We start from the raw sequence: 18,672 nt of genomic DNA, 5'->3' as shown, positions 1-18,672 counted from the left end.
TTGTCTGACGGCGAGGATCGAGCTTTCGTGAAACAGTTGCACCCAGAATTCTGGAATTTTCGAGGCTCGTTCAAGATTGCCAAGATACTGGACATAGGAACCCAGATGTCGCTTGTGCGACGCGCCAACGGGCGGTTTCTGGTGCTCGACAGCTACGAACTCGATGGCGACGATCGATCCGCGCTGATGACGCTGACGGACAACGGACGGCTGGTCGACGCGATCATCAACGTCCACCCGTTTCACACGCTGCACTGCCCGGCACTGGTCGACATTCTCCCCGGCGTTCGCCTCATTGGCACCCATAGGCATCTGAACCAGTTGCCCGGTCTGCCTTGGGATCAGGGCGTGATCGAGGATGCCGCGATCCAAGAGGAATTTGCCGACGAACTTGCCTTCTCGATACCGGCGGGCGTCGATTTCGTGAGCGACGACGACAAGGTGCATGTCGCCTCGGTGCTGGTCCGCCATCGCGCGAGCGGCATCGTCCATGTCGACGATACCATCAACGTACTTGCGCCTCCTGCGCTCCTGTCCGCGATCCTGCCCGAGCAGAAGCTGCGTTTTCATCCGATGCTTTCCAAGGCACTGGAGCAGCGGAGAGGCGCGGCGGACGACTATGCGCGATGGGCACAAGTTCTGGCGAGCGACTGGGCCGACAGCCCGATCGTCTGCGCCGCGCATTCCGCCGTCCGCGAGCTGCCGCCGGGCGGCTGGCAGAGCGAAATCCTGGCTGCACTCGACGACGTCGAGAGCACGCTGGCCAAGCACCGCGCGGCCCACGGCTGATCCAGCCTCGCGCCCGCAGATCGAAACCACCTTTCACGGAGATTGCATCATGACCAACCGCAGCTTTGACACCGTCAATCCTCTGACCGAGGAGGTAATCGAGACCTATAATTACATGACCTACGAGCAGGCCGATGCGGTGGTTGACGCCTCTCACCAGGCGTTTCTGGACTGGCGGATGCGCAGCCTGGATGAGCGGGCAGAGGTTATCGGCCGGATCGGCGAGGAACTGCGCGCTGCCAAGGACGAATTTGCGACGCTCATGACGCAGGAGGTCGGCAAGCTGCTGCGAGACAGCCGCCAGGAAATCGATCTGGTCGCCGCGATCTGTGACTATAGCGCCAAGAACGGACCCAAGGCTCTGGCCGATCAGCAGCGGCAGACGCAGAACGGGAAGGGTTACGTGACGCACGCCCCCCTGGGCGTCATCTATGGCATCCAGCCCTGGAATTTCCCCGCCTATCAGGCCGTGCGCTATTCGATCTCCAGCCTCATGGCGGGCAACGGCGTGCTGCTCAAGCATGCGGAAAGCTGCACCGGTAGCGGACTCCTCCTGCGCGAGGTTTATGAGCGTGCCGGACTGCCCGAGGGACTTTTCGGCGTCCTGGTGATCGATCACGACCAGTCCGATCGCGTGATCGAGAACCGGCTGGTGCGCGGCGTGACGCTGACCGGCAGCGACAAGGCAGGCCGAACGGTCGGTGCCAAGGCCGCCTCTCTTGCCAAGAAGACCGTGCTCGAGCTGGGTTCCAACGACGCCTATATGGTGCTCGGCGATGCCGATCTCGATCTGGCGATCGAGACTTGCGTGCAGGGGCGCATCTACAATAACGGCCAGACCTGCGTGAATGCCAAGCGCTTCATCGTGACCGATGCGAACTACGATGCCTTTGTGAAAGGCTATGTCGAAAAGTTCGAAGCGCTGCAGATGGGCGATCCTTCGGCCGAGGACACCCAGCTCGGCCCGCTGGTCTCGAAGCGACAGCGCGATGCGCTGCACGATCAGGTCGAGAAGAGCGTGGCCAAGGGTGCTCGCGTGCTGACCGGCGGAGAAATTCCGGACCGCAAGGGCTGGTTCTATCCCGCAACGGTTCTCGTCGATGTCGCATCCGGCCAGCCAGCCTATGATGACGAGCTGTTCGGCCCTGCCGCTTCGATCATCCGCGCCAAGGACGACGAGGACGCCATGCGCATCGCCAATGACAGCCGCTACGGGCTTGGCGGCGGCATCTTCTCACGCGACGTCGAGCGGGCGAAGGACCTTGCGGCCAGGCATTTCGATACCGGAATGGTCTTCATCAACAATTTCAATGTCGCATCGCCCGACATGCCGTTCGGCGGGGTCAAGGATTCGGGTTATGGCCGCGAACATGGCGATGAGGGCTTCAAGGAGTTCGTCAACGCCAAGGCCATTCTCGTCGCATGAGCGATGCGGGGGCGTTGCGCTGCGATGTCGCGGTCATCGGGGCCGGCACGGCCGGCCTCGCCGCCGAAAGGGCTGCGCGGGGCAATGGCGCAACAACGCTGCTGATCGATCCCGAATTCGGCGGCACCACCTGCGCCACGGTGGGGTGCATGCCTTCCAAACTGCTGATTGCAGCGGCAAAAGCGCGGCATGAGGTCTCGCACGCCGAACTCTTCGGCATCCGAGTGGGAGAAGTCGCTGTCGATGAAGATGCAGTCCTGGACCGCATCCGGACAGAGCGTGACCGCTTCGTCACCCTGACGAAGGAATCGATCGATGATATACCTGAAAATGTTCGCATCACCGGACGGGCAAGATTTGAAAAGCCCGGCCTGTTGCGACTGGATGATGGGCGGAGGGTGGAGCCACGCGCGATCGTGATCGCGACTGGGTCGCGCCCCACCATACCCGATGCTTTTGCAGCACTCGGCGACCGCGCCCTGACCAACGAGACCGTGTTCGAGCTGAAGAGGCTGCCCCAGCGGCTTGCCGTCATCGGCTCGGGCGCGCTCGGGCTGGAGCTGGCGCAGGCCTTCGCCCGGCTGGGGGTGAAGGTCGCCATGTTCGACAACGCCCAGACCATGGCCGGACTGCGATGCCCGCGCGTGCACAAGGCGCTGGAAACGATCATAGCCCGGGATGTCAATCTGCATCTGGGAGTGGAGGCAAGGCCCGAGCTGCGTGACAACGGCGTGTCGCTCCGCTGGTCCGGTGCGAGCCAGGGCGAAGCAATGTTCGACAAGGTTCTGGTTGCGGTCGGCCGCCCGCCTGTGCTGGACGGTCTGGACATTGCCGAGGCCGGGCTCGCGCTCGACGACCATGGCGTGCCCTGCCATTCCCGCGACACCATGCGCTGCGGCGACAGCAATGTGTTTCTGGCTGGCGATGTCGCGGCGGACCAACCGTTGCTGCACGAAGCGTCGCATGACGGCGCCATCGCGGGCCGCAACGCTGCAGCCTGGCCTACCCCGATCGGCGTCGAGCGCCAGGTCCCGTTCAGTATCATCTTCACCGATCCGCAGGTTGTGCGCATCGGTCAGTCCGAAGCGGACGGCGCCGTCAGCGGCACGACCGATTTCGCGGATCAGGGACGCGCGCGGGTCGAGGCACGCAACGAGGGCGCGCTCACGCTATATGCCGCTGCGCCCGACGGCGTGCTGATCGGCGCGGATCTTGTGGCCCCGGCGGGCGAGCATCTAGGCCATCTGCTCGCATGGGTGATCCAGCAGAAGATGACGGCGACGCAGGTGCTGCAGTTGCCCTTCTATCACCCGACGATCGAAGAAGGGCTGAAAGATGCCCTGCGCATGGTATGTGCGGCGACACCCATCCCCATCCCCGACAACCAGGACACCGGCTCGCCTGCCGGCGCATGAGCAGGACAGATCCTGGGCGTCTCAAGTCGATTTGGATTGGATGCGGGTTGGAATTGAGCCAATTTTCATCTTGCATCCGCAGCCCCGCAATCAAATCCGGTCTCGAAATTAGTCCATGTTAGATTCTTAAATGGGCCAGTAGCCGGGCAAGGGCGCGATGCATCTGACGCATGGGATACTCGATATGACCTGCTGCTCAGCACTCAATTGCGGCAATCTATGCGCCGGCATCGCACCGCTTGGGGCGGCACGCGCGCTATGGCAGATGCTCCACGCTCCCTGATCGACACGGCAGACGGCTATCCGATCGGCAGCTTCGGTCAGTACAGGACGTACATTGGCGCTCAACCGAACAACCGGTTGTGGGTCGCTAGCTGCCGTTGCAGACCGCTAGATCAGGCAGCCGTTTCTTGCCAATCGCCACTCGGCATCTGTCTTTCGGCCAGCGAAATCAGTCACAATTTCGGACTCAAACACGTTCTAAGTCAGATGCTTAGAGAAATTTTGGGGGCACAATTGGGGGCAAAATTTGAGACGCAGATCAATTGAGTGTTTTAATTCAATTGGTTAACCGAGTTATGAGGGTCCCGTAAGCGGCACCACCACCCCTTCCCACAGCGTCTCAAAACGTTGAATTTCTGCGGGTTTCCGGCTATCCTGCCCGCGACGGGAGTCTCGTTTTGTTCCAGATTGCGCCCCCAGATTTCGTTAATTTGGCGGCACAATTGGGGGCACAGCGACAGGAAAAAGCGTGGTGCCGCCAAAGGTCTCTCAAAGCCGCAGAAATCAGAGGGTTTCAGCCGATTGATGCCCTTTACCGCAAATCCGACGACAAACGCCTCTATCTTGAGATTCGGCCCAACGGTTCGAAGCACTGGTTTTTGAAGTAGATGATCCACGGATCCGAAAACACTCTGTCGCTAGGAACATGGCCAGAAGTGTCTCTCAGCGGGAACTGAACCGGTCCACCGTTAGGCGATCGACGATAGCACCCTCGCAGTGTTGGATTGTCTGCTTCCGCCGCACCCCGCCATCCGGGCGACGAACTTCGAACAACCGGCATTTCCCAAACCCGCTATCCAGCATGGTCGGCATCCATGTCCGCTTTCTGGCATCCAGCAGGAAAGCCGAAATGACCGATACTGGGGCGCTTTGCTGGCCGGCGGCTATCGGCAAACAGTCGGTCCGCTATTGGACCGGTTGTTGAATGGCAGGTCCTGGCCACGAAAGGGCTGAAGCCGCATGTCGGCTGTCAGGCAGCGGCCACAGGGTATCTCATGGCTGAAATTGGGTGGAAATCAGACATGCGGCAATTTATCAACTCATTGACGGAGCACTGAAGACATTTAACTCAGCGGAATGCTTAGACAAGTTTTATGAATCTACTGCACGATGAAATTGATGATTTCCTAAACCGGTTCAACAGCTTCAACGATGCTGTAGCAAGAAGGTGGGCAATAATATCCTCAAACGAAAATACAAACGTGGCGATCGAATTGGAGGCATGCGACCTCATGTCCAAAGTTTCTGAGTGGAGGAAAATCAAACTGATGATGGCTGACTGTAGGAGCGTGGCGTTTGTAAAAAATACCAAGATCGACTACGAAGTTTTATCGTCAGGCCTTTATATCGTTTATTGTGATGGGTTGTTCGGGCTGGAATTCGGCGATTTCCATGATGCGCCAAACTCGCTTGAGGAAATTATCACCTCGCGCTGCCACGTAGTAGCTGCATCAGTTGCTTGGGAGTTCGTTGAGCCAGCCTAAGAATTTGTCCGCAATGGGGTCGTTTGCCGAACGGCAGCTTTTTTCAGCAATGCTTGGATAGCTGCCCGTCGGGTTTCGAGAAACGGTGCGAGCTTGCCCCACGGCTGAAATTGGGTGGAAAGCTGCCCTTCGACTTTCCTTCCTGATCACGATCTGTGCCGTATGGCAGTGCAAACGCCATACACGTTGGCTAATGCGAAAAGGCCTCCAGCCCAAAGTGGAAATGGCTCATCGTAGCCAACGCTCCATCCTACAACGAATGATGCGACAACGATCAGAAACAAACGCCATCGGGGGAGGTCACGATACCTGATCTCGTCATTGTCGCCGAAAGCGCCAACAATAACCTTCAATCGCTCGATTAGTCCCCAGTCTAGGGCCAATCCCGCGATTACGGTAAAGATGATATAGACTAACGACAACAAAGCCTCCGATGTGTGCCGAGCATATCACATGAAGTGATGACTGCTATGGGGTCGTTTGCCGAAAGGCAGCTTTTTTCAGAGGTGCTCGGATAGCTGCCCGTCAGGTTGCAGGAAGCGCCAAACGGCTGCTGTATGGCCGAAACCGGGTGGATAGGCGAATGGTGGCTCTTGCGGAGCGGATCACCCAAGCTGCCGTTGCACGACTGGTCTGCCCACCCGCTGGACGTGAACGCGAACGTCGTGCACCATTTGCAGGATGCGTTTCTCAAGGTCCAAATTTCCACTTTCCTTCGGTGTCGTCACGCTAGCGCTGCTTGCCGGGGCCCTTCTCGCAATAGGATATTCCAACCATCCCATCTGGTGGACAACATGGCTCGCGCCCGCACCAGCTTTGGCAGCGGTTCTGATCTCGCCGCAGCGAACGCGCACTGTGGTCGGGCTAGTTATCGGACTTTTCGCGGGGGCTCTTTCGCTGAGCTATCGAATCGAAACCGGCTCTGTTTCAGCAGCCGTCTTCATTGCCATTGCTTATGCAATAGCATGGAGCAGCACGCTCAAACTGGCAGCGACGGTGGCGGTGCGCATGAACGCGGTTATGGCTGCGCTCATCTTACCTGTGTCATGGGCCGCCATCGATACGTTGCTTATTCAATTTTCACCGCACGGCAGCATAGGAAGCCTTGCCTATTCGCAGGGCCGGATACTTGCCGTCCAGCAGCTTGCCAGTTTGGGAGGGGTGCCGCTGATCACCTTTGTCATTTTGCTGCCTGGCTCTGCCGCTGGTCTAGCCCTCGCGTATTTGTCGGGCGAGAAATCCATCCGCTTGGTGCCGCAAGCCAACACTCTGGCCGTTGTGACGAGCATCGCCGCAATCATGTTCGGGCTCGTCCGCCTGAACACCGATCCGCTTCCGACCGGCCATGTCGTGGTCATGATCGCAGCGGACGGGAACAGCCCAGCGCGACGAGATTGGCGAGATTTCATCGAGACTTACGGTGCTGCACTCGACCGCGCAGCCAGACCCGGTGCTACCGTGGTTCTACCAGAGAAAATTCTTCGAGTGGACGAGACGGGAATGAGACAAGCGCGTAGAGCCTTGTCCGCGCTCGCCGGCGAACGCTCCGCAACGATCGTGATAGGTGTTGAGGTCGATGACGGACGAATAATCACGAATAATGCTTTGGCACTGCTGCCGGACGGCACAGCCTCCAATTATGTGAAGCAGCACCTGGTTCCAGGCCTGGAAGCGGAGCTTACCCCCGGAAGCCGAGATCTTTTGATCGGTTCGCCTGCGCCAGGCACGGGCATTGCCATCTGCAAGGACATGCACTTTCCGACACTTGCTCGGCGCTATGCTTTCGAAGGGGCGAAAGCAATGCTGGTGCCCGCCTATGACTTTGACGTAGATGCTGACATGATGATGAGAGTGGCGGCTATTCGCGGTATTGAAGGCGGCTTCGCCGTCGCGCGAACGGCTCGCGATGGCATGGCCGCGTTATCTGACCCCTATGGGCGCATAATTGACAAGCGCCGAAGCGGCGCGCAAGTTGGCGAACTTGTCGGTCAATTGCCCGCGGCTTTGAATTCCCCTCCACTCTACGTTCTGATTGGCGACGTATTCGGGTGGATATGCGTAGTGGCTTGGCTGGCAATCGCTATTGGTATTAGACTGGCGCGCAAAACCGGATCGGCGGTCACCACCTGAACCACCATCAGGCCTTGATGCAGCCCAAATGGCCTTCGCCCGACCGATTGTGGGTCGCTTTGTGCCTGCAAGTTTTTTCGGAGATGCTCGGATAACTGCCTGTCAGGTTCCAGGAAGCGGAAGGCCGCTGCTGTATGGCCAATAAGGGTGGTTTCTTGAATGTCCGGTCTTCGGGAGAACAAGCCGATCGCTGATCAGTTCAACCGACTTCAAATGCCGAGGGCATCCATTTTTGGAGCTTCGTATTTCCCGTCCTCACCGGGATAGCGAAGGTCTGCCGCCAGTGCCGGGTTGGTTTTCGCCAGTGCCCATAACAGGCTTTGCCCGGCAGGTAGCGCTTGCGGCACGAGTTCGAACTCGGCTGACCGGAATGCCAAATCCGCATCGATGATCCGCCATCCGCGCTCGCGGAACATCTGAATAGCATCGCCAAGGAACAGTGCGGTCGCAAGACGATGATGCAAGAGAATGGCGAGCCAACCATCGGTCTGTTCCCGACCTTGCCGCCACGACGGAGATGCTGCACATGAAAACCATGCAGAGGGCAACGGCCATGAGAGCGCTGATAGCGCTGTTTTGCGCTTACTGTCTCGCTTTCCTTCTGTCGGGTTCCGCTCTGTTCGATGCTTTCAGCTCGGCAGTTATCAATGTCATGGCGCTCGGGGTGGCTGGGTTTGCGGCTTCCGGGATGCTTCACCTCGCCGGTGGAATGCGCCCAGACAACACCGTGCGCCTTGGCGCGCATGTGCTGGGATCACTCGTATTCACCTTTTTCTGGTATCTTTTGGTACTGGCGGGGTTCGCGCTGACCGGAAGCTGGATACGAAACGGGCTGGCGACGCGCGCATTCAGCGAGAATGCAATGGTCTGGCAGATATTCCAGGGCGTCACGCTGTACGCGATACTCGTGCTTTGGCTTGACCGTCATCCTTTGGTGCAGAGTCCGCCAGCAGCTTCGACATCGGAGGCATCGCCCGAGCCGGGCGATCCCTCGGTGCCGCTCCTTTTGAGGGATGGCGATCAGATCATCTCGGTAGCGCTGGATGAGATAGTCCAGCTGTCGGGCGCCGACGGCTATGTCGAGATCGTGACGATGCAGCGGACATTTCTCTCGAGCCGGACGCTGTCGAGCCTGACGCATGCGCTGCCCGGCGAGTTCCTGCGCGTGCATCGCTCTCACATCGTCAGGCGTGGCGCGATCGTTCGGGCAGAACCCGCTGGAAACGGCCGACTGACGTTGCACATGTGCAACGGAAAGTCGGTGATCACCAGCCGCGATGGCGCCCGGATTATTCGGGGTCTTTCCGGCTGATGTAAGTTGGCGGCCAACCTGTGTCGGTTCGCCGGATTTTTCGGATCAGGTTCGATGCCGTGTCCAGGGATGAGCGAGTTGCTCCATTCCTGAGGTTTCCAATGATACGCCAGATGCTCGTCGCCGTCTTCGGCTTGGCAATTCTATCCGCTTGTGCCCCCTCGATCGAGCGACGGCCCGTTTACGCCGCTTCCCAGGCGAGCGACGCACTATTGCGTCGGCAGATCGATACGGTTTTGACCGAGCACCGTGTTCACACCGCCGCCATTGGCGTCCTGAGGGACGGAAAGCTGGTTTTCGAGCACTATCATGGCGACGCCGGGGGTGTGCCAGCTAATGCGGAAACCCGCTTTGATGTTGCCTCCATCACCAAGACTGTCGCTGCCGAGACCCTTTTGCGGATGGTGGCCGACGGCAAGGTCGATCTTGACGAGCCGTTGTATCGATACTGGGTGGACCCCGACATCGCGGGTGACGCCCGACATCGGTTGCTGACGCCGCGCTTGATCCTCACGCATCGCAGCGGATTTCCCAACTGGCGTTTTCTGCGTCCGGGCGGCAAGCTGGCGTTCGAACGCGATCCAGGCAGCGGCTATGGCTATTCGGGCGAAGGCTTCAATTATCTCTGGAGGGCCATCGAGCGCAAACAGGGTGCCAGCTTTCCGGCGCTGGTCGACCGATATCTTTTCAAACCGCTGGGGATCAGGAATGCAAGACTGACAGTCGATCACGCCGATCAGCAGAATGTGGCGCTCGGAATAGACGAAACGGGGAAGCGCTATGACCCAGGTTGCCGACCGGGCTTCTGCTGGAAAGACGGTGAATGGTCGGCCGCGGGCGGAATGCTGATCACGCTACGGGACTATTCGAGGATAATGTCTGCGATCGGCGACCACACGGGCTATGGTACGCAACTCGCCATGGAGCGTGACCGGATCGTGACCGATCGCGGCGATGAAGCGGTGGTCGATTGCAGCCTGTACCCCACCATTTGCCCCGAGGCGGAAGGCTATGGGCTCGGGTTCGTGGTTGTCGACCAGGGGCAACGCCGCACCATTGGGCACGAAGGCGGCGACTGGTCCCAACTCACTCTGGCCTACACACACCTGCCGTCGCGTGACGGCATCGTGATTTTCCTGAATGTTCCCATGCTTCAAGGCGTAACTCCAATGCGTGATCTTGTCCGCCTGCTCGACCCGACATCCCCTTATGCCTCGCGCTTCGAGAAGTGGGCCAGCGAGGCGAGCTAGAGCACTTTTCGACCAATCACGGTGGCCCAAATTGGTCGAAAAGTGCTCTAAGGTCAGGTTCGACCCCGCTCGTATCATCAGGCTCAGACCATTGGCATCGGTTCTGTTGCGACATGGCAACTGGCAAGACCTGTGAAAAACGGAAAGGCAATCGTCCGCGCGCGCCGTGGTTGCAGCATTCCCCTGCTCTGGTCCTCAATTCCTCCGTCAACCCGACCGAGTCGCGATGGTAAATGCGGATTGAACATTGATCCGATTTGGGGCAACCGTGCCAACGGCCTGTATCGCAACGGAAAATCGGTGCGATGCACAGAGTGGCATAAAATGTCGATGATATCGGACTTTTTGCCTGACCATCCACCGATGCGCGTTACCTGCAAGAGTTATAAAATGCGCAGGCTTGCATACAACCGATTGCAATTTGTCACAGACTGCGACAGTTGACCCCCAAATTTGGGGGTAATGCATGCAGTCGTTGAAGGTTAGGGGTTACGCATCGGCTGCAAACTCCCGGCGCAAGGCGATTTTTCTTTCAGCGACGGCGCTATTCGGAATGGGCTTTGCCGGTCATGCGGCGGCGCAGACCGTCGCTGCGCCTGTCGGCACGCCAGAGGGGGCAGGCGGGCGGGCCCTGCTTCAGGGGCTTCCCGAGATGCGCCTGCCCGAAGAGGTGCGGTTCCAGTCGCGCCTGGCGCCCGAGGACATTCGCATCGCTGCCCCGGTGCTGGTTGACGATATCCGGATATCGGCCCCGGTCACGGTCGAGGATGTCCGGATTGCTGCCCCGGTTGCGGTCGAGGATATCCGCATATCCGCGCCAGTTTCCGACGGATCGCCAGCAGGCGCCGCGTCGTCCGCAGCACCGGTCACGCTCAGCGTGCCGCGCGCTATGCCGGTGGGCGCGGATGTGGTGTTCGGCACCGTCGGGTTCAGCCAGAGCTCGCCGACCAAGCTGACGGTGCAGCAATCGAGCGACAAGGCCATCGTCAACTGGCAGAGCTTCGATATTGCGGCAGGTGCCACGGTCGACGTGCAGCAGCCGGGCGCAGCATCGCGCGCGCTGTTCCGCGTCACCGGTGATACCGACAGCCGTATCGCCGGTACGCTCACCGCCACCGGCAAGCTGTTCCTGATCAACCCCAATGGCATCGCGATTGGCGCAGGCGCGAAGATCGATACCGGGTCCTTTGTCGCCTCGACGCTCGACATCGCCGATGCCGATTTCCTCAGCGGCAATTTTACCTTCCGCCGCACGGGCGCGGCCAAGGGCATTTTCAACGGCGGCGCGATCAGCGCCAACGGTGGCGATGTCGCACTGCTGGGCAGTTCGGTGGTCAACGAAGGCGTGGTCTCCGCGCGGCTGGGGCGGATCGCCTATGGCGCGGGCGATGCGATCACGCTCGATTTCGGCGGCGATCGCTTCCTGCAGATCGCGGTGCCGGTATCGGATGCAGCGGGCCTGAAGGATGTTTTCGGACGCGAACTGCAGGCGCTGGTGACGGCCGCCGGGCGCAGCGAGGCGCAAGGCGGACAGATCTATATCAGCGCGCAGGCCGCGCGCGACCTGATGACCAGCGCAGTGCGGATCGAGGGCGATCTGGTTGCGACGAGCTTCCGCGAAGAACCGAACGGCCAGATTCGGCTGGGCAGCGTCAAGATCGATGGCGGCGACGGCGTGGTGCAGACGCTGGGCCGGATCGATGCCAGCGGCGGCACGGGGCTGACCGGTGGCGCGGTGAACATCTCGGGCCGCGCGGTGGCGCTGGGCGGCGAGATCAGCGCTTCGGGCGAGCGCGGCGGCGGCAGCGTTACGGTGGCGGCGAGCAGCGCGCTGTCTTTGGCGGCGACGGTCGAGGCGAGCGCGCTTCGCGGCGATGGCGGCACGATCCGCTACACGTCGGGCGGTTCGATCACCGAAAATGTCGGCGGCATCAGCGATGTGTCGGGCGGCCTGAGTGGCGGAACCATTCGGGTGTCCGGCCTGGGCGATGTCGCGACCAGCGGCACCTACCGCGCCGACGGCCTGCTGGGCCTGGGCGGGAATATCGACATTGGCGGAAAGTCGATCCGGCTGCTGTCGACGCAGCTTTCCGCGCGGGGGATGAAACAGGGCGGGCTGGTGCGCGTCGGCGGCGCCTTCCAGGGCGGCGCTGCGGACCGCGCAACACGCAGCGACTATGAACGGTTCGAGGGCCGTTTCGGCCCGCTCGCGCCGATCGCCAATGCGGCGACCAACTTCGTCAACGACGGTGTTCAGATCGACGTGTCGTCGTCGCGCGGCATCGGCGGCGGCGCGATCATCTGGTCGGACCAGCAGACGACGATGCTGGGCGCGATCAAGGCGACCGGCATCCGCGGCGGCGGCACGGCGGAGGTCTCCGGAAAGGAGCAACTGCGCTATGTCGACCTTGCCGCGATCGACACCGGCCTGGGCGGCGAACTGCTCCTCGATCCCAGGAACATCGTCATCGGCACTTTCCCGCAGGCAGCTGCGTGGCAATATGCGGCCATTCTCGGCGTGGGCGTCGCGCCCGGAATCGCTGCGGGTAATGACGTTGGTGGCGGGGACCAGTTTGGCGTCTCGCTTGCCTTGAACGGTACGGGCGACAGGCTGGCGGTCGGGTCCGATCTTGATGACGGCTTTGGTGATACGGCTTTCAATAGCGGATCGGTCCGCCTGTTCACATTCACCGACACCAGCTTCAGCGGTGGCGCCCTGGTCGGGACGATTGGACGCGGCTATACCGGCGCGGGCAATATCGATCTGGGGGCGGCGCTGGAGGCGCAAGACCAGTTTGGCAGGTCTGTATCGCTGAACCAGTTGGGCGACAGGCTGGCGGTTGGTGCCGTGTCGGATGCAGGTGCGAACAACAATGCCAGCAATGTCGGGTCGGTAAGGCTGTTCACCTTCTCCAACACCAGCTTTGCGGGTGGCGCCCTGGCCGGCACGATCGGGCTTGGCTATGCCGGTGCTAACGATATTGACCTCGGCACTGCACTCGACGCGAACGATTCCTTCGGCATTTCGGTTTCCCTGAACGGGGCCGGCAACCGATTGGCCGTTGGCGCCAGTGCTGACGGTGGCTTCGGCAATGCGTTCTCCGGTACTGGCGCGGTACGGCTGTTCACCTTTGCTGACACCAGCTTCTCGGGAGGTCAGCTCGTCGGCACGATCGGCCGGGGCTATACCGGCTCCGGTGACATGGATCTGGGCTCGGCGCTGGAGAATGCCGACCGATTTGGTTCGGCAGTGGCGTTGAACGGAATTGGCAACAGGCTCGCAGTCGGTGCCACTGGCGATGCTGGATTTGCCAATGATGCGCCCGGAGCTGGTTCCGTCAGGCGCTTCGTATTCACCGACAGCAACTTTGGTGGCGGGGTTTTTTCCGGAACCACAGGACGCGGATATACCGGCACAGGCGACGACAACTTGGGCACTGCCCTGGAAAGCGGTGACATGTTCGGTAGCTCGGTTGCGCTGAGCACCAATGGCATGGCCGTCGGGGCCGTGCGCGATGCCGGTTCAACCAACAGCGTTTCCGGATCCGGCGCCGTCCGCCTGTTTATCTACTCACTCAGCAACTTTACCGGGGGGACGCTGCAGGCCACGATCGGGCGGGGCTATGCAGGGACCAAGGATTTCGACCCCGGATCGTCGCTGGCGGTCGATGACCAGTTTGGTAGCGCAGTGGCACTCACTGCTGACGGGACCCGGCTGGTGGCGGGCGCGGTTGGCGACGACGGTTTCGGCGACGTCTCCGTGAGCTCCGGCTCGGTTCGGCTGTTCAGCTTTGTCGGCAGCAATTTTTCGGTACCGTCAACCAGATCGGGACCTTGGGGGTCGGTTATGCCGGTGGCTATTCGCTCGATCTGGGGAGCGGGCTTGAGGCCAATGATGGATTCGGCACCTCGGTCTCATTGAACGCTGCAGGCGACAGGCTGGCAGTTGGCGCGCCTTTCGATGACGGTACAACCAATCTCGTGTCGAATTCCGGTGCAGTCCGGCTATTCACCTTCAAGAACAACAGCTTTAGTGGCGGCGCACTGGCCGGCATTATCGGGCGCGGCTATACAGGCACCGGCAATATCGATCTCGGAAGCAACCTGGAAGCCAATGACAATTTCGGCACGTCCGTTTCGCTCAATGCCGCAGGGGACAGGTTGGCCGCAGGCGCCAATGCCGATAGCGGCCCCGGCAACGGCAACTTCAGCTCGGGTTCCGTCCGCCTGTTCACCTTCACCAACACCAGCTTTGCCGGCGGTCTTCTGGCAGGAACCATTGGCCGGGGATATTTTGGAACCGGCAATCTGGACGTGGGCGCGAGCCTGGAAAATTTCGATCAGTTCGGCTCATCCGTCTCCCTCAATGCAGCAGGCGACAGGCTGGCGGTTGGTGCCATTTCCGACGACGGTTTCAACAACATAGCCTCATCCTCAGGGTCGGTAAGGCTGTTCACTTTTTCCAACACCAGCTTTGCCAACCCGACACTCGTCGGCATCATTGGCCGCGGCTATACCGGGACAGGCAATCTCGATCTGGGGACTGCGCTGGGCAATAATGACCAGTTCGGGATATCGGTATCGCTCAACGCAGCGGGCGACCGGCTGGCTGTCGGAGCCAATGGAGATGCGGGCGCTACGGATGCAACTTCAGGCGTCGGCGCGGTGCGTCTCTTCAGCTTTGGGAACACCAGCTTCGGTTCCGGCACACTGACGGCCATCATCGGCAAAGGCTATACCGGCGGCAGCAACCTCGACCTCGGCACAGACCTGGAAGCTTCGGACGGCTTTGGTCGATCGGTCAGCCTCAATGCGCTGGGCAACCGGCTGGCAGTCGGCACTCCAGGCGACGATGGATTTGGTAACACGGCCACCAATTCCGGTGCCGTCCGGCTCTTCACCTATACCGCCAACACTTACACGGGCAGCGGCGCTACCCGCGTCATCGGACGAGGTTATACCGGCCTTGGCGATCTCGATCTCGGCACGGGACTTGAAGTCTCAGACTCGCTGGGCACGTCCGTCGCGTTCAATGCCGCTGGCGACAGGCTCGTGATTGGCGCGACGGGCGATGATGGTTTTGGCAATGCGGTTGGCGCGGTTGGCTCTGTCCGTTTGGTCACATTCGGCGACGCCTTTTTTGGCAACGCTGCGCTAGCCGGAGTGATCGGAAGCGGCTTTACCGCCAGCGACATCAGCAGCCTTGACCTCGGCGGGATGCTTGACGTCACTGATCAGTTCGGCATCTCGGTAGCCTTGAATGCAGCCGGCGACCGCCTGGCGGTCGGCGCACCCAGCGACGATGGCTTTGGCAACAGCGTGCAAAATGCAGGGGCGGTCCATCTTTTCAGGTTCACCGGATCCAGTTTCGCAGGTGGGGCGCTCGCAGGCACGATCGGCCGGGGCTATATTGGAACTCGCAATTTCGATGTCGGCGCTTCGCTGGAGGCCAATGACAATTTCGGACGTTCGGTGTCGCTCAATGGAAGCGGCGACAGACTGGCGGTCGGTGCCATAGGCGATGACGGATCCGGCAACATCGCGTCGGGAGCCGGATCAGTCCGCCTGTTCACTTTCGCCAATACCAGCTTCGGCGGTGCAGCCCTCGCAAGTACGATCGGTCGGGGCTACTCGGGCACGGGCAATCTCGATCTTGGGACCAGTCTGGAAACCGACGACGGCTTCGGGACGTCCGTCGCACTGAATGCCAGCGGGAATCGCCTGGTCGTTGGCGCCATCGGCGACGATGGCTTCCAGAACCAGCTGATCGATTCCGGATCGGTGCGGCTGTTCTTCTTTACCGACAACAATTTCAGTGGCGTTGCGCACCTTGGCACGATTGGCTATCTGTTCAATACTGGCTCATCGGTCAATGTTGGTACCCAGTTGCAAGCCGGCGATCGCCTGGGTTCGGCAGTAGCCCTGAATGCGTCAGGAGACAGGCTGGCGGTCGGCGCATCGGGCGACGATGGCAGCACAAATGGTGCTGCGGAATCCGGTGCAGTCCTGCTGTTCAATTTTACCAGTACCAGCTTTGGTGGCGGAACGCTCGCGAGCATTATCGGGCGCTCATACACGATCGATCCCGGATCCGCGCTGGAGGCCGGCGACCTGCTGGGCTCGTCGGTTGCTCTGAACGCGGCCGGTGACAAACTGGCCGTTGGGGCCAGCAATGACGCTGGGGCCAGCAACACCGTTGTTGGTGCCGGCGCAGTGCGTGTCTACAGTTTTTCCAACGCCAACTTTGGCGGCGCAAGCCTTACAAATATCTTTGGTCGCGGCTATACCGGCACCGGCAATTTTGACACGACCGGCGGGGCGCTGGCGGGAATTGGTAATGCCGTTGCCTTCAACAATGACGGAAAGTCTCTGGTTCTCGGCTCCCCGAACAGTTCGGTGATTGCAGCCATGCGGCTGGTGACTCCGGCTGAACCTGCTGTCGGCAGCCTGCTGTTCGCCGACAATGCCACCGGCACCAGCAACATATCCCACACCGCGCTGCAAACCGCGCTGTCGACTGGCCAGGCGATTACGCTTGAAGCCTCGAACGATATCACGGTTTCAACGCCGTTTGGTGCATCCAATTCCAGCGGAGCGGGTGGCGCGCTGACACTGCGCGCTGGGCGGTCGATCCTGCTCAATGGCTCAATCATTACCGATGACGGCAACTTGACGCTGATCGCAAACAGTGGCGGCAGCGACCTGACTACGGTGAATCTCAACCGTTCAACCGGTGCTGCTGCGATCACCATGGGCGCGGGGGTTGCCATCAATGCTGGCTCGGGCAATGTTTCGATTACAATCGGCAATGGCACCGGGCTAACCAATTCTACCAGCGGTGCGATTACGCTGGGCAGTATCACGGCGGGCAGCATCAGCGTGACCAATGCGGGCACGACGGCGGGCAGCGACATCATCGTTCGCTCGGGCGCGGTGCTGAGGGCATCGGGCACGGGTCGGGCAATCGACATCCGGGCCGAGACGGGCACGTTCACCAACAATGCGGGCACCGGCGCTTTCTCGCTGACCGGCGGCGGCACCTATGGCGTCTTCTCCGACGCACCTGCGACAACGACTGAAGGCGTGACCGGCTATCTGAAGCGTTACAATGTATCCAACGCCACTGCGTTTGCTGCGCTGAACCCCGGCGGCAGTTTCTTTGCCTATCGCATCGCACCGGTGCTGACGGTCACGGCCGACAATTTCACCCGCAATTACGGCGATGCCAACCCCAGCTTCACCTTCGGCATCACCGGCTTTATCGATGGCGACACAGCAGCCGGATCGATCGCGGGCGCGCCTGCCTTCACAACGGCTGCCGATTTGACGACCGCGATCGGAACTTACGCCATCACCCCGTCCTTGGGGACGCTGGCCTCGGCCGAGGGCTATCAGTTCTCCTTTGCCAATGGATCGCTGTTGGTCGTGCAGCGTCCCATCACGGTTACTGCCGATGCGCTCACCCGCATATATGGCGAAGCCAACCCCGCACTGACCTTTACGATTGGCGGCCAGGGCCTTGTCAACGGCGATACTGTCACCGGTTCGCTGGCTACGACCGCCGGCTTGACGACCAACGTAGGCAGCTATGCGATCACACAGGGCTCGGTTTCCGCAGGCGGCAACTACGCGCTGACCTATAGCGGTGCGAATCTGACCGTCACGGCGCGGCCCATCACGGTCACGGCGGATGCGCTGAATCGCATCTATGGCGATGCCAATCCTGCGTTTACCTTCACGGTGGGGGGCATGGGCCTTGTCAACGGCAATACGCTCACCGGTGCGCTGGCGACGACAGCGACTCAGGCATCGGGTGTCGGCAGTTATGCCATCAGCCAGGGAAGTCTGTCAGGGGGCAGCAACTATGCGCTGACCTTCAACGGCGCGAATCTCACGATCGATCCGCGTTCGATCACCTTGACCGCCAATGCGCTGAGCCGTTTCTACGGAAGTTCAAATCCGACATTGACGTACTCGGTCGGTGGCCAGGGCCTGGTCAACGGCGACACGCTGAGCGGCGCGCTAGCGACAACGGCAGGGCTGACGAGCAACGTTGGCAGTTATGCGATCACGCAAGGCTCGCTGGCGGCTTCCTCAAATTACACGCTGACTGGTTTTACTGGCGCAGACCTTACCGTTACCGCACGGTACCGATCACGGTTACGGCTGACGCTCTCACCCGCATTTATGGCAATGCGAACCCGGCGCTCACCTACACGGTCGGCGGCCAAGGCCTGGTCAACGGCGACGCGCTCACCGGCGCGCTAGCGGCCACTGCTGGACTGACGAGCAACGTCGGCAGCTATGCGATCACGCAGGGGACGCTGGCCGCTGGCAGCAACTACGCGCTGACCTATGCTGGTGCGAACCTGACGGTAACTGCCCGTCCCCTGACGATCACCGCTGACGCTCTCAGCCGCATTTATGGCAATGCGAACCCGGCACTGACCTACACGGTCGGCGGAGATGGCCTGGTCAATGGCGACACGCTGAGCGGCGCGCTAGCGACAGCGGCTGGGCTGACAAGCAACGTCGGCAGTTACGCGATTACGCAAGGCTCGCTGGCGGCTGGCAGCAACTACGC

10 protein-coding genes are annotated in these 18,672 nt (G+C 60.8%); 9 read left to right on the top strand and 1 reads right to left on the bottom strand.

The window, feature by feature from the left end:
- The first annotated feature begins 105 nt into the window (after positions 1–105).
- The 5 genes from OU999_08160 to OU999_08140 all read left to right on the top strand — a co-directional run bounded on the left by OU999_08160 (position 106) and on the right by OU999_08140 (position 7,526).
- The gene (locus OU999_08160; protein WAC25143.1) at positions 106–789 is read left to right on the top strand and encodes a hypothetical protein; all 684 of its coding nucleotides are present in this window, start codon (positions 106–108) and stop codon (positions 787–789) included.
- A 49-nt stretch (positions 790–838) separates the two neighbouring features.
- Positions 839–2,215, top strand: a complete 1,377-nt coding sequence (locus tag OU999_08155; protein WAC25142.1) for an NAD-dependent succinate-semialdehyde dehydrogenase — start codon at positions 839–841, stop codon at positions 2,213–2,215.
- Positions 2,212–3,630, top strand: coding sequence for a dihydrolipoyl dehydrogenase (locus tag OU999_08150; GenBank protein WAC25141.1), 1,419 nt, complete (start codon positions 2,212–2,214; stop codon positions 3,628–3,630). The genes OU999_08155 and OU999_08150 overlap by 4 nt, the downstream gene beginning before the upstream one ends.
- A gap of 1,376 nt (positions 3,631–5,006) precedes the next feature.
- Positions 5,007–5,396, top strand: a complete 390-nt coding sequence (locus OU999_08145) for a hypothetical protein (GenBank protein WAC25140.1) — start codon at positions 5,007–5,009, stop codon at positions 5,394–5,396.
- 681 nt (positions 5,397–6,077) lie between these two features.
- Positions 6,078–7,526 carry a hypothetical protein gene (locus OU999_08140; GenBank protein ID WAC25139.1) on the top strand — a complete coding sequence of 483 codons (1,449 nt, stop codon included), beginning with the start codon at positions 6,078–6,080 and terminating at the stop codon, positions 7,524–7,526.
- 209 nt (positions 7,527–7,735) lie between these two features.
- Here OU999_08140 and OU999_08135 read toward each other — a convergent pair whose 3' ends face one another.
- Positions 7,736–7,942 carry a hypothetical protein gene (locus OU999_08135; GenBank protein WAC25138.1) on the bottom strand — a complete coding sequence of 69 codons (207 nt, stop codon included), beginning with the start codon at positions 7,940–7,942 and terminating at the stop codon, positions 7,736–7,738.
- Between the two features lie 110 nt (positions 7,943–8,052).
- On the opposite strand from OU999_08135, the gene OU999_08130 reads away from it, so the two are divergent.
- The 4 genes from OU999_08130 to OU999_08115 all read left to right on the top strand — a co-directional run bounded on the left by OU999_08130 (position 8,053) and on the right by OU999_08115 (position 18,356).
- The gene (locus OU999_08130) at positions 8,053–8,838 is read left to right on the top strand and encodes a LytTR family DNA-binding domain-containing protein (protein ID WAC25137.1); all 786 of its coding nucleotides are present in this window, start codon (positions 8,053–8,055) and stop codon (positions 8,836–8,838) included.
- Between the two features lie 113 nt (positions 8,839–8,951).
- Positions 8,952–10,088: a serine hydrolase gene (locus tag OU999_08125; protein ID WAC25136.1), complete on the top strand. Its 1,137-nt coding sequence runs from the start codon at positions 8,952–8,954 to the stop codon at positions 10,086–10,088.
- Positions 10,089–10,641: 553 nt separating this feature from the next.
- Complete coding sequence (locus tag OU999_08120; GenBank protein WAC25135.1) at positions 10,642–14,010, top strand: filamentous hemagglutinin N-terminal domain-containing protein; 3,369 nt, start codon at positions 10,642–10,644, stop codon at positions 14,008–14,010.
- A gap of 239 nt (positions 14,011–14,249) precedes the next feature.
- Positions 14,250–18,356 (top strand): MBG domain-containing protein, encoded by a 4,107-nt coding sequence (locus tag OU999_08115; GenBank protein WAC25134.1) that lies wholly within the window; start codon positions 14,250–14,252, stop codon positions 18,354–18,356.
- The last annotated feature ends 316 nt before the right edge of the window (positions 18,357–18,672 follow it).

Source organism: Blastomonas sp. SL216, assembly GCA_026625625.1.
Classification (GTDB): domain Bacteria; phylum Pseudomonadota; class Alphaproteobacteria; order Sphingomonadales; family Sphingomonadaceae; genus Blastomonas.
Note: the sequence above shows the minus strand (reverse complement) of the source record. Positions and strands in the feature narration are given on the sequence as shown.

Coding starts and splice junctions, on each gene's coding strand:
- OU999_08130 (WAC25137.1), top strand. CDS start 8,053: ATGAAAACCATGCAGAGGGCAACGGCCATGAGAGCGCTGATAGCGCTG.
- OU999_08120 (WAC25135.1), top strand. CDS start 10,642: ATGGGCTTTGCCGGTCATGCGGCGGCGCAGACCGTCGCTGCGCCTGTC.
- OU999_08145 (WAC25140.1), top strand. CDS start 5,007: ATGAATCTACTGCACGATGAAATTGATGATTTCCTAAACCGGTTCAAC.
- OU999_08150 (WAC25141.1), top strand. CDS start 2,212: ATGAGCGATGCGGGGGCGTTGCGCTGCGATGTCGCGGTCATCGGGGCC.
- OU999_08125 (WAC25136.1), top strand. CDS start 8,952: ATGCTCGTCGCCGTCTTCGGCTTGGCAATTCTATCCGCTTGTGCCCCC.
- OU999_08135 (WAC25138.1), bottom strand. CDS start 7,942: ATGTTCCGCGAGCGCGGATGGCGGATCATCGATGCGGATTTGGCATTC.
- OU999_08155 (WAC25142.1), top strand. CDS start 839: ATGACCAACCGCAGCTTTGACACCGTCAATCCTCTGACCGAGGAGGTA.
- OU999_08160 (WAC25143.1), top strand. CDS start 106: ATGTCGCTTGTGCGACGCGCCAACGGGCGGTTTCTGGTGCTCGACAGC.
- OU999_08140 (WAC25139.1), top strand. CDS start 6,078: ATGCGTTTCTCAAGGTCCAAATTTCCACTTTCCTTCGGTGTCGTCACG.